Source organism: Allorhizobium ampelinum S4 (assembly GCF_000016285.1).
GTDB lineage: Bacteria > Pseudomonadota > Alphaproteobacteria > Rhizobiales > Rhizobiaceae > Allorhizobium > Allorhizobium ampelinum.
In genome coordinates this window covers 1208988-1221477 of record NC_011988.1, presented here as the reverse complement: position 1 = coordinate 1221477, position 12490 = coordinate 1208988, and the positions used below count along the sequence as shown (strand labels likewise).

The following is a 12490-nucleotide window of genomic DNA, read 5'->3' as shown; positions in this document are numbered from 1 at the left end:
ATAAGCTCCCGGGAGGCCGATGACATCGGTTGGGAGCACCTACCGGAGGATCCGATGCATATTTCTACCACAACCGCCCCGCAGGGCGGCAAGCTCCCATTTTACCGTCATCTGTATTTCCAGGTTATCGTTGCGATTATCGGCGGTATCTTGCTCGGTCATTTTTACCCACAAACTGGCGAAGCTCTCAAACCGCTCGGTGATGCTTTCATCAAGCTCGTCAAAATGGTCATCGCGCCTGTTATCTTCCTGACCGTGGCCACCGGCATCGCCGGCATGTCCGACCTGAAGAAGGTTGGTCGCGTTGCCGGCAAGGCAATGATCTACTTCCTGTGCTTCTCCACGCTGGCGCTCGTTGTCGGCATGCTGGTGTCGAATATCCTGCAGCCCGGCGCAGGCATGCATATCAATCCCGCGACGCTGGATGGCAAGGCTGTTGCCAGCTATGCCCAGCAGGCCCATGATTCGACGATCACCGGCTTCCTGATGAACATCATCCCCGACACGATTGTCGGCGCTTTTGCCAAGGGTGACATTCTCCAGGTCCTATTCTTCTCGGTGCTGTTCGGCTTGGCTCTCGCCATGGTCGGCGACCTTGGAAAGCCGGTCACCAACTTCTTGCAGGCGTTGACCGCGCCGGTCTTCAAGCTGGTCGCCATCCTGATGAAGGCCGCACCAATCGGCGCTTTCGGCGCAATGGCCTTCACCATAGGTAAATATGGCATTGGCTCGATCGCCAACCTGGCTTTCCTGATCGGGACATTCTACCTGACGTCGCTGCTATTTGTTCTCGTCGTGCTTGGCGGCGTTGCCCGCTATAACGGTTTCTCCATCCTGGCCCTGATCCGCTACATTAAAGAGGAGCTGCTGCTGGTACTGGGGACCTCGTCTTCAGAAGCCGCCCTTCCCGGCCTGATGGCCAAGATGGAACGCGCAGGCTGCAAGCGCTCGGTTGTCGGCCTGGTCATTCCAACCGGCTATTCCTTCAACCTTGACGGTACCAACATCTACATGACCCTGGCGGCCCTGTTCATCGCCCAGGCGACGGATATCCAGCTTTCGCTTGGCGACCAGATTCTTCTGCTGCTGGTGGCCATGCTCAGCTCCAAGGGTGCCGCAGGCATCACTGGCGCCGGCTTTATCACCTTGGCTGCAACACTGTCCGTTGTCCCTTCGGTCCCGGTCGCTGGCATGGCGCTGATCCTCGGTATCGACCGTTTCATGTCAGAATGCCGGGCACTGACCAATTTCATTGGCAATGCCGTCGCAACCGTGGTCGTCGCCCGCTGGGAAAACGAACTCGATCAGACACAGTTCCGCGCCGCCATGGCGGGTGAATTGCCGGAAGAAATCGATGTCGTGGCCGAACCGGTTCCAACCGCCGCATGATAAACGGTCTAGAGCATCGAACCGAAAGTTAAGAACCGGTTTTCGGATAAATCCGATGCTCTAAAGTGCAAACAAAAAAAGCCCCGGCCAATCCAGCCGGGGCTTTTTGTTTGAGGAATGCAGACCTGGTTAAAGAAGATGATCGGTGGTCGTTGTGGTGGCCGCCGCATACTCATCAAGGGAATAGGCCTTGATATAGTCGACCTTCAACTCTGAGCCATCGCTGAAATCAGAACTGCTTGGCGTCCCAGCCATCCCGCCAACCGCCAGATTGACCACCATATACATCGGCTCATGCATATCTGACGGCGTATCCGTTTGATGCACGGCAACGTCATCAATATACCAGGTCAACGTCGTTTCCGTCCACAACACGCCGTAGGTATGATAGCCTTCGGTATCGGTGTAAACCGTCGTGGCATCGGATGTTTGTTCGCCAGTTTCATTGCTGTGCGCGGTGACAATGACTTCGCCTTGATTCTGGCCACGCATTTCAACCACATCCAGTTCCGGTGGCCAACTCCCGTCCGCCGGCAGCAGCCAGAATGCCGGCCATGCGCCCTGATCATCAGGCATATCGGCGCGGATTTCAAAATAACCATAGGTCTGGCTAAACGTGGACTCAGTGCTGAGCATGCCCGAGGTATACTCATAGCCATTGATCTGGCTCTGGATATCTTCCGAAGCAACGGATGCGGTGATGGTCAACACCCCGTCAGAGATAGAGAATGGATTAACCGACGACGTCCCCTCATAGGACGGATTGATATACCACTGCAACTCGCTGTTATCGACCAAGGTGCCGCCATTGGACGCAAACCAGCTATAGCCGGTATCCCACGTTCCGCTCGTTCCGTCATGCAGGGACAAGCTGTTGAAATCATCTGAAAATGTTTGCGTGAGATTGGTACGATCCAGTGTCAACTGAAACTGGTCGGAGGTAAAATCAGAAATTACGGTATCGCTGAATAGGATGCTTTCGCCATTGCCGAGGTCGAGTGAAACATCACTTCCTGTCTGGGTCATATGACTTTGCACCTCGGTAAAGTCCGAGAAATCATAATTCTGCAAGCGCACGGTATCATCGCTGGAGAAATCAGTGATCCTGTCGCTGCCATTGCCGCTGCTGAATACAAAAGTATCGGCGCCGCCGCCGCCGATCAGGACATCGTTGCCACCATAGCCGTCAATGGTCTGGATACCTGTGCCGCCGGTGATGATGTTGTTCAGGCTGTTGCCGAAAGCATAGCGGTTATCGCCTGTCACGACCAGGTTTTCAATGCCATCACCAAGCGTGTAACTCATCCAGGTATTGACTGTGTCAACACCCGCCCCCCCTGATTCACTGGCTCGATTAATACTGGAATAGAGATAATAGACATCGTCGCCCGCGCCACCATTCATGGTGACATTGACCGAGCTATCCCCATACATTGCATCGTTGCCGCTTGATCCATTCAGCGTCAGGCCACTGCCCGTGGCTGAATACCAGTGGGTCGGATCGCCGCTATAATAAAGCGCCTCCCCCAAGCTGTTGAGAAGATATTTGCTGGCCATGCGAACCTCTTTCAGTTGCAGTCAACACCTTACCCCTTTTGGAATGATAGGACTTTAGTCGCCGAGAACCAAACGATCTTTCCCGTAATGGTAATATTTTTTCAATTTCGCAGGCCCCGAACGACCCACCATGGTTGTTTTCAAAACAGGTGTATCAAAATAGAGCAATCATCTTGTTTAAACCCCGTAAAGCGCGAGCAGCAAGGGATCGACACCGAACAAGACTTCATGGAAGGCAAACAGCAAAGCGAAGGTGCCGGCTGTGGTCAGGACAAGCGCGATCGCCATGTCGCGGTCCAAACGCAATCTGGCACGGCCAGACAGAATGGCGGCGAAAGGCAAAACTGACGTTGCGGCACCCAATTCAGGGCCGGCTACGTCATTAGTTCTCCGGTTTCGGCGGTCCAGTATCGCCATTCCCACCAGCGAGAAAAGCGAAAATCCGCCGAATAGAATAACGCCACGCATTTCACCATTTGGAAAAATATGACCGAAAGCCCAGAGAAAAAAACCCCACAAAACCGGATGACGGGTTATCGAAACGATGGCTCCAGGCTTTCGCCCTGATCTGAAGGTCACCGAATATGGGTTGGGACTGATCAATCCGCACACCACCAGATAAAGACCGATCGGTACGAGCACCAGCGTCAACCATGCCTGCCAGGCCCTGTCCATCCAAAGTGCCACATCATCGGCTTCCATGAAGGCGTAGAAAATCCACAGCACGCCTGCCAGCGAAAGGATGGAATAAAGAACCATATAGGTCGTCCGGCCCAGACGGGAGACAAGCCGACCTTTGATGCTGGGTATTGCCGGGACGGAATGCGTCAACACAAAGAAAATCAAAGCAAGGACCAGGTTAGCCACGGAACCATCCCGTAACACACACATCAATGAGAGACAGCAAACCACATACTCCTACGGCCGAGGCGCTGCACCATCACCGCAGGGAAACTGCGAGGTCCAGTCTGGACCTTGCACCCCCAGGCTTCTTGATAGCACGTCTCTTTTCAAGGAAACCGCATTCCACCTTTCCCGGATAAACTCAAGCCAAGCCCCCACCTTTTGAGGGTCACAAATGCGCGATTTGCGCAAGATCAAAGTGATGCCGCATCCGGTGATTTAAAAGCGTGAGCGAAGAGACACAAAAGAGAGTGAAACACCATGCATATCGCCTTGAAGCGCCTCGCCGCCCTGACCATCATCGGCGCGATCTCAACGGCATCCGCCTTCGCCGCCGATTACGAAATCCATATGCTGAACAAGGGCGCCGATGGCACAGCCATGGTATTCGAGCCCGCCGCGCTGAAAATCGCTCCTGGCGACACCGTAACCTTCATTCCAACCGACAAGTCCCACAGTGCCGAAGCCATTACCGGCCTGGTGCCTGAGGGTGCGGAGGTCTTCAAAGGCAAGATCAATGAAACTGTGAAGGTGACATTCACGCAACCCGGTGCGTACGGCATCAAATGCGCACCGCATGTTGGCATGGGCATGGTGGCTGTTGTGGTAGTCGGCGACGTTCCGCCCGCCAACGCTGCCGCCTTTGCAGCCTCGACCTTGCCCAAAAAAGCCAAGGACAAATTGCTGGCTGAACTGGATACCCTGCACTGAATCCCAACCGCATAGGCCGAAGGGCCACTATCAACATAAAGCCGCCGATCCCTCAGGACCGGCGGCTTTATTGTCTCTATTGCATTTCAGCCAAGACTATTCGCGCTCAAAGACTATTCACGTTCACCGGTGAAATTCAGCAGAAGCTGGAAGATGTTGACGAAATTCAGGTAAAGCGACAGCGCGCCGAATACCGCCAGTTTCTGGCGCGATTCCTGATCGATATTTTCGGCATATTGCTCCTTGATATTCTGGGTGTCCCAAGCCGTCAGGCCGACGAAAACCAGGATACCGATCACCGAGATCGCAAATTGCAGCGCGCTGGAGCCTAAGAAAATGTTGACGATGGAGGCGATGACCACGCCGATCAGGCCCATCATCAGGAAGGAGCCGAATTTCGACAGGTCACGCTTCGTGGTATAGCCGTAGAGGCTCATGGAGCCGAACATGGTTGCGGCGATGAAGAATGTCCGGGCGATGCTGGTGCCGGTAAAGACCAGGAAGACCGACGCCATCGACAGGCCCATGACCGCACAAAACGCCCAGAACGCCATCTGCGCGGCACTGGCCGACATGGTCTGGATGCGGAAGGAGAAGAAAAATACGAAGGCGAGCGGCGCCAGCATCACCACCCATTTCAGCGGCGATTGGAAAATCGGCACGTAAAGCGCTGGCGTCGAACCGACGATAAACGCCACAAGGCCGGTGATAACCAGGCCAAGGCCCATATAGTTGTAGACGCGTAGCATATGCTGACGCAGGCCCTGGTCGAACAAGGCCCCCGCCTGCGCCTGCGCGCCGAAGGGATAATGTTTATTCACAGGTTCCATGATTGAGGTCTCCTCTTGATGTTCAGGCTGACAATCGATGTCACGCCGTAAGTCATTGCAGGCCCGCCGCTTTTTAACGCCGCGCCAACCCGGTTTCAGTAAAGCGTCCTGGCAAGCTGGCCCGCCACATCTGTCAATTCGTCGCCCGAGCGGTCCTTCGACACCAGCGCGTAAGCGACCTCGCCGATCTGCCAATAAGCAGCCTTTGCACCATCCGTCTGAGCGAGCGTGACATTCTGGACAGCGAAGGAGCCGGTGCGGGCGGCAAACAACGTCACCTCCGAGCCCCGCTTCGGCTTGACGGCGATTTCAACACTCGGTCCGTAAGCCGAAGGGAAAATCTGGCTATCGGCAATCGTCCAATTGCTGGGCAGATCCGGCATGACGATGCCAGTGGCAGAGCGAATTTCCTTGCGGTCAAACATCGGCGCCCCGGATTGGCCCTGACCGACTTGATCTTGGGCGATCTGCTGAGGATGAAGACTTTCGCGCAGCAAGGTCGTTTCATGGGCTTGCAGTGCTTCCCGCACAAAGGCTGGCGTCGGAACGGAGGCTATGACCTGCGTCGCCGCGAATGGATTGATCACGGAATGTGCGACCCAACCTACGCCGATGAAAATTGCTATGGCAGCTGCGCGGCGTAGCACTGTCATACGGCCTGCATGCATCAAAGCCTGCTCCAGCCGGCGAGCCGCATCCCGGGTCGCGGGCCGCGCCGCGCCCAAATCAAGCGCCATTCGGTCATGGGCCAGCCCCAGGCGCAACTCGTCCCGCACACGCAGGTCGGCCATCATCCGCGCCGCCGCATCGGGATGCCTGGAAAGATAGGCCTCGACCTCAATCCGCCGCTGAACGTTCAGTTGATCGTCGATATAGGCCTGTAGATCAAAATCCAAAATCGGATCAGGATGGTGTGTCATCGGAACCTCCAACGATGCGAAGGCCAGCCGGTTTTGAGCCGCCCTGCCCTCTATGGGCTGGTTTCTCAATCGGTGGCGGTAGTGCCCGGCGCCCAGCATCGGTCATTTCAAGATCGCGCAGCCGCGCCCGAGCCCGCGACAGCCGTGACATCAGCGTGCCCATGGGAATATCCAGAACCTCCGCAGCCTCCTGATAAGAAAGCTCTTCGATCGCCACCAGATGCAGGACTTGCCGCTGCTCTTCCGGCAAGTCCAGAAATGCGCGGCGCACCTGGGCAAGCCGCACCACATGCTCCTGCTCTGCACCGACAACCGGATCGACAAGATCGGCTGCCTGCGCATCACGTCTTGCCGCAGATCGCCTGCGTCGCAAGCTATCCACGTGGGTATTATGCAGGATCGAAAACAACCAGTGACGAATATTGCCGCCACGCCGGAAACTGTTCTGGTGCTCATAGGCCCTGACCAGCGCGTCGTTGACGAGATCCTCGGCATCATCGGCATTGCGCACAAGCGACAGGGCATAACGCCTCAGCGCTGCCAATTGTCCAATCACGTCAAAGGGGCCGGATTTGCTGTTCATACCCCTATATACGCACGAGGACCCTTTCTTATTCCCGGGTGCGAATAATTTTTTCTGTTTTTGCGATTCCCGGTGAAACCGTTAGCCCATTCGCGATGGCCAGCCAATTTTTCAAGGGTGCGACAATTTGATTATTGCCATTTCGGTCCGCTCACCACGACAAAAACTGGTATTTTTCATCTCGCAACTGCGAAGAGAACTTGGCTAGAACCTACTGATTCGCAAGGGTTTTTGAAAAGCAAACTCTCAACATAATGATCCAACACAACAACCATAGGAGGATATATTTCCTATATTAGCGACACTCCCTGCGACAAAACGCGCATTTAATCTCACCGGAAAAGGATTAATTCGCGCTTATGCGCTTGATGAGAGTCAAAGTAATGAAAAAATTCCCGATCCTATCCTCCCTCCTGCTTTTGCCCATGCTGCTGCTTTCGGGCTGTAACATGGTGGTGATGTCCCCCGCTGGCGACATTGCAGCGCAGCAACGCGACCTGGTGGTCTTCGCCACCGTGTTGATGCTGATCATTATCGTCCCTGTGATCCTGCTGACATTTTTCTTTGCGTGGAAATATCGCTCTTCCAACACATCGGCGGTCTACCTGCCGGATTGGAACCACTCCACAAAGATCGAAATCCTGATCTGGTCGGCGCCGGTCGCCATCATTCTGGTTCTGGGAACGGTAACCTGGATCTCCACGCATAAGCTCGATCCTTACCGCCCGCTGGAGCGGATTGATGCAGAACGGACCATTCCCGCCGACGTGAAGCCGCTGACGGTTGAAGTCGTCGCTCTCGACTGGAAGTGGATGTTCATCTATCCAGATCTCGGGATTGCAACGGTCAACGAACTGGCAGCACCGGTTGATGTTCCGATCAATTTCAAAATTACCGCTCAGTCGGTGATGAACTCCTTCTATATCCCAGCGCTTGCTGGTCAGATCTACGCTATGCCCGGCATGCAGACCAAGCTGCACGGCGTGATCAACAAGGAAGGCGTTTATGACGGCTTCTCGGCCAACTATTCCGGTGCCGGTTTTTCCAACATGCGCTTCAAGTTCCACGGCCTGAGCGATCAGGGCTTTGCGGACTGGGTAGCGCAGGTCAAGGCGAAGGGTACCGCACTCAACCGCGACGCCTATATCAAGCTTGAAAAGCCTAGCGAAAAAGATCCGGTGCGCTACTTTGCATCTGCCGACAAGGACCTTTTCAACGCCATCATCAATATGTGTGTCGATCCTGCCAAGATGTGCATGAGCAACATGATGCATATCGACATGATGGGCGGAGCTGGCAAGGAAAGCGCCGAGAACCGCGAGAAACTGCAATACGACAATCGTGGTGTCGATCTGAGCGTCACTCCAGGCCATGGAGCCGACGCGAATGCGCCACAGGATCATTCGCAGGCCACTCCTGCTACCGACAGCATGCCCGTCGCCTCTACAACCGACGCAGGCAACCACGCGATGCATCACTCCATGGCCGATCATTCCATGCCTGGAATGGACATGCCTGACACAGATAACGGCGCGACCGCACCAGCTCAGCCCAAAAACTGAGCCGGTCATCTCGCGATATTCAACTTAAACGGGGCCTCCCATGTTCTCAAACCCTGACCTTATGAAGTTCATCTTCGGCCGGTTGACCCTAGATGCGATCCCGTATCACGAACCCATTCTCGTGCTGACCTTTCTGGCTGTCGCGATCGGTGGCATTGCCGTGCTCGGCGCCGTTACCTATTTCCGCCTCTGGGGCTATCTCTGGAATGAATGGTTCACCAGCGTCGACCACAAGAAGATCGGCGTGATGTATGTCATTCTGGCGCTGATCATGCTGTTGCGTGGCTTTGCCGATGCCTTGATGATGCGTGGCCAGCAGGCCATGGCCTTCAATGGCAATGAAGGCTTCCTGCCGCCGCATCACTATGACCAGGTCTTCACCGCGCATGGCGTGATCATGATCTTCTTCATGGCCATGCCGTTTGTAACCGGGTTGATGAACCTCGTCGTTCCCTTGCAAATCGGCGCGCGCGACGTATCCTTCCCGTTCCTCAACAACTTCTCCTTCTGGATGACGGTTGCTGGCGCGGTGATCGTAATGATTTCGCTGTTCGTCGGTGAGTTCGCCCGTACCGGCTGGCTTGCATATCCACCACTTTCGGGTGGCGATTACAGCCCCGGCGTCGGCGTTGACTATTACATTTGGGGACTTCAGGTGGCCGGTGTCGGAACGACATTATCAGGCATCAACCTGATCGCCACCATCGTTAAAATGCGCGCTCCGGGCATGACGATGATGAAAATGCCAATCTTCACCTGGACCTCGCTCTGCACCAACGTGCTGATCGTTGCGAGCTTCCCGATCCTGACCGCGACTTTGGCCCTGCTGACGCTTGACCGTTATGTGGGCACCAATTTCTTCACCAACGATCTCGGCGGCAACCCGATGATGTATGTGAACCTGATCTGGATCTGGGGTCACCCGGAAGTCTATATCCTGGTTCTGCCCGCCTTCGGCATTTTCTCGGAAGTGGTTTCGACCTTCTCCGGCAAGCGCCTGTTCGGCTACACATCGATGGTTTATGCCACAGTCTGTATTACGGTCCTGTCCTATCTGGTGTGGCTGCATCACTTCTTCACCATGGGTTCAGGCGCCAGCGTTAATTCGTTCTTCGGCATCACCACAATGATCATCTCGATCCCGACGGGCGCGAAGATCTTCAACTGGCTGTTCACGATGTATCGTGGCCGCATCCGGTTCGAAGTGCCGATGCTGTGGACCATGGGCTTCATGGTGACCTTCGTCATCGGCGGCATGACAGGCGTTCTTCTCGCCGTACCCCCAGCCGACTTCGTCCTGCACAACTCGCTGTTCCTGATCGCCCACTTCCATAACGTCATCATCGGCGGCGTGGTATTCGGACTGATGGCCGGTGTCACCTTCTGGTTCCCGAAAGCGTTCGGCTACAAGCTCGATCCGTTCTGGGGCAAGATGTCCTTCTGGTTCTGGCTGGTCGGCTTCTACTTCGCCTTCATGCCGCTTTATGTACTCGGCCTGATGGGTGTCACCCGCCGCATGAGCCAGTTCGACGATCCGTCGCTGCAAATCTGGTTCATCATCGCCGCATTTGGCGCCTGCCTGATTGCCCTTGGTATCGCTTCCTTCGTCATCCAGCTTGTGGTCAGCTATTTCAAGCGTCACGAACTGGCCGACCTGACAGGCGACCCTTGGAATGGCCGGACTCTGGAATGGTCTATTTCTTCGCCACCTCCAGCCTATAACTTCGCCTTCACGCCTGTTGTCCATGACACCGATGCCTGGGATGACATGAAGAAGCGTGGCTATAGCCGTCCTCTGCTGGGCTTCAAGCCGATCCACATGCCGAAGAATACCGGCACGGGTGTTATCCTTGCGGGCCTCAGCGTTGCCATGGCATTCGGCCTGATCTGGTACATGTGGTGGTTGGCCATCGTGTCTTTCGTGGCGATCGTCGCAGTGTCGATCTCCCACACGTTCAACTACAACCGCGACTTCTATATCTCCGCCGAAGAGGTGGTGAATACCGAGGCAACGCGGACCGCGCTTCTGGCAAGGAAGGGGTGATCAGATGGATCCCAGAACTTTAAAAACCGCAAAGCCGGAATTCTACCTCACCGAAGAGCATCATCCGGAAAGCAGCACGAACCTTGGGTTCTGGCTCTATCTGATGAGCGACTGCCTGATCTTCGCAATGCTGTTCGCCACCTATGCCGTACTCGGCCGCAATTATGCGGCTGGCCCGGCTCCGGCCGACCTGTTCGACCTGAAACTGGTCGCGATCAACACGGCAATGCTGCTGTTTTCCTCGATCACCTATGGCTTTGCCATGCTGTCGATGGAGAAGAACAACAAGGCCGCTACGCTGATCTGGCTGGGCGTAACCGGTGTATTTGGCGCGATCTTCCTGGCGCTCGAGCTGTATGAGTTCGTTCACCTGATCCATGAAGGAGCAGGGCCAAATCGCAGCGCCTTCCTGTCAGCCTTCTTTACGCTGGTCGGCACCCACGGTTTGCACGTTACCTTCGGCATCATCTGGCTGGTGACGCTGATGGCCCAGGTCGGCAAGCACGGACTGATCGAAGCAAACCGCCGTCGCCTGATGTGCCTCTCGATGTTCTGGCACTTCCTCGACGTTATCTGGATTGGCGTATTCTCCTACGTCTACCTACTGGGAGTGATCGGATGAACGACAATTCGCACGCACATTCGCATGGCCACGGCCATGAGCATCATCATGGCGGCCACGAGGCCAGCCACGGCTCGATGAAGACCTATATGATCGGCTTTATTTTGTCGGTCACCCTGACGTCGATACCGTTCTATCTGGTGATGAGCGGCAGCCTGACCAACAAGGCCTTGCTGGCTGGCATCGTTATGGGCCTTGGTGCCATCCAGGTCGTGGTTCACATGATCTACTTCCTGCATATGAATACCAAGTCGGAAGGCGGCTGGAACATGATGGCGTTGATCTTCACCATCATCGTTGTCGTTATCGCACTCTCCGGCTCTCTCTGGGTCATGCATCACTTGAACACCAATATGATGCCGATGAGCCCCGAAATGATGCGTAACGTTCCGTAAGGACGCCGATATCCGATCGGGCGGCATATGCATGTCGCCCGATCCGTTTCAGGACGGTTGATAAATGTCAGACCAGCAGGCCATCAGGCGTTTTCCCATGAAGAAGGTTGCACTATCCAGCTTTCTCCTGCTGGCAACGGCCTTATTCATCGCACTCGGCATCTGGCAAATCGAACGCCTGGGTTGGAAACAGGCATTGATCGCTCGCGTCGATGCGCGTGTTCATGCCGAGCCAGTGGATGCACCATCCCCATCTCAATGGCCTGCCGTCAATCGCGACGCCGATGAATACCGCCATATCAAGGCCTCTGGCATTTACGAGCACGACAAGGAAACCCTGGTCTACGCCGCCACGGAATTGGGCGCCGGCTATTGGGTCATGACCCCTCTCAAGACCGAAAGAGATGGAACCCTGTTAATCAACAGGGGCTTTGTGCCGATTGATCGCAAAGACCCGTCACGCCGCGCGCAAGGCCAGATCCCTGCAAACGTGACAGTAAGCGGCCTTTTGCGCATCAGTGAACCGAATGGAACCTTGCTTCGCTCCAACGATGCGAATGCCGATCGCTGGTATTCACGCGACGTTTCTGCCATTGCCGCCAAACGCAATCTGACGCAAGTAGCGCCCTTCTTTATGGATGCCGACAAGAGCGATGTGCCGGGCGGCTACCCGGTCGGCGGTTTAACCCAGATCCGTTTTCCCAACAGCCATCTCCAATATGCAATAACCTGGTTTGCCATGGCCGCCATGAGCCTGGCATTTCTGTGGTTCCTGCTGAAACGCAAGAGCGCCGCAGAAGACACCCACGACATGTGATCGAGACCAAGGGCGCAGGAACCAGCAGCGCTATTTCATAATGATACAACCGCCCAAGACGCCCCTCCCCTTCGAAGTAGGAGGGTGAAACGAGAACATAAATTGTCAAACCGAGCGTAATCGTTTGACAATTCAACGTGTAACTATCTGATTTAAT

12 protein-coding genes are annotated in these 12490 nt (G+C 55.3%); 7 read left to right on the top strand and 5 right to left on the bottom strand.

Going from position 1 to position 12490, the window contains the following annotated elements:
• Positions 1–54 precede the first annotated feature (54 nt).
• Positions 55–1389 (top strand): dicarboxylate/amino acid:cation symporter, encoded by a 1335-nt coding sequence (locus AVI_RS22630; RefSeq protein WP_012654444.1) that lies wholly within the window; start codon positions 55–57, stop codon positions 1387–1389.
• 129 nt (positions 1390–1518) lie between these two features.
• On the opposite strand, the gene eglC is transcribed toward AVI_RS22630, so the two are convergent.
• Positions 1519–2946: an endo-1,3-1,4-beta-glycanase EglC gene (gene eglC / locus AVI_RS22625; protein ID WP_012654443.1), complete on the bottom strand. Its 1428-nt coding sequence runs from the start codon at positions 2944–2946 to the stop codon at positions 1519–1521.
• A gap of 177 nt (positions 2947–3123) precedes the next feature.
• Positions 3124–3813, bottom strand: a complete 690-nt coding sequence (locus AVI_RS22620; protein ID WP_139192507.1) for an NnrU family protein — start codon at positions 3811–3813, stop codon at positions 3124–3126.
• Between the two features lie 297 nt (positions 3814–4110).
• On the opposite strand from AVI_RS22620, the gene AVI_RS22615 reads away from it, so the two are divergent.
• Positions 4111–4560, top strand: coding sequence for a pseudoazurin (locus AVI_RS22615; RefSeq protein ID WP_012654441.1), 450 nt, complete (start codon positions 4111–4113; stop codon positions 4558–4560).
• A gap of 113 nt (positions 4561–4673) precedes the next feature.
• Here AVI_RS22615 and AVI_RS22610 read toward each other — a convergent pair whose 3' ends face one another.
• From AVI_RS22610 to AVI_RS22600, 3 genes are all read right to left on the bottom strand, one after another.
• Entirely contained in the window at positions 4674–5390 is a 717-nt protein-coding gene (locus tag AVI_RS22610) for a Bax inhibitor-1/YccA family protein (RefSeq protein WP_012654440.1), read from the bottom strand.
• Between the two features lie 95 nt (positions 5391–5485).
• A complete protein-coding gene (locus tag AVI_RS22605; RefSeq protein WP_012654439.1) occupies positions 5486–6310 on the bottom strand; it encodes an anti-sigma factor family protein in 825 nt (274 codons plus the stop codon).
• Positions 6294–6893: a sigma-70 family RNA polymerase sigma factor gene (locus AVI_RS22600; protein ID WP_012654438.1), complete on the bottom strand. Its 600-nt coding sequence runs from the start codon at positions 6891–6893 to the stop codon at positions 6294–6296. The genes AVI_RS22605 and AVI_RS22600 overlap by 17 nt, the downstream gene beginning before the upstream one ends.
• A 383-nt stretch (positions 6894–7276) precedes the next feature.
• Between AVI_RS22600 and cyoA the strand changes: the two genes are divergently transcribed.
• The 5 genes from cyoA to AVI_RS22575 all read left to right on the top strand — a co-directional run bounded on the left by cyoA (position 7277) and on the right by AVI_RS22575 (position 12333).
• A complete protein-coding gene (cyoA, locus tag AVI_RS22595; protein WP_041698717.1) occupies positions 7277–8455 on the top strand; it encodes a ubiquinol oxidase subunit II in 1179 nt (392 codons plus the stop codon).
• 40 nt (positions 8456–8495) lie between these two features.
• On the top strand, positions 8496–10499 hold the full coding sequence (cyoB, locus tag AVI_RS22590) for a cytochrome o ubiquinol oxidase subunit I (protein WP_012654436.1): 2004 nt from the start codon (positions 8496–8498) through the stop codon (positions 10497–10499).
• A 4-nt stretch (positions 10500–10503) separates the two neighbouring features.
• Positions 10504–11121, top strand: coding sequence for a cytochrome o ubiquinol oxidase subunit III (gene cyoC / locus AVI_RS22585; protein ID WP_012654435.1), 618 nt, complete (start codon positions 10504–10506; stop codon positions 11119–11121).
• Positions 11118–11516, top strand: coding sequence for a cytochrome o ubiquinol oxidase subunit IV (gene cyoD, locus AVI_RS22580; protein WP_012654434.1), 399 nt, complete (start codon positions 11118–11120; stop codon positions 11514–11516). The genes cyoC and cyoD overlap by 4 nt, the downstream gene beginning before the upstream one ends.
• 64 nt (positions 11517–11580) lie before the next feature.
• Positions 11581–12333, top strand: coding sequence for an SURF1 family protein (locus tag AVI_RS22575; protein ID WP_012654433.1), 753 nt, complete (start codon positions 11581–11583; stop codon positions 12331–12333).
• The last annotated feature ends 157 nt before the right edge of the window (positions 12334–12490 follow it).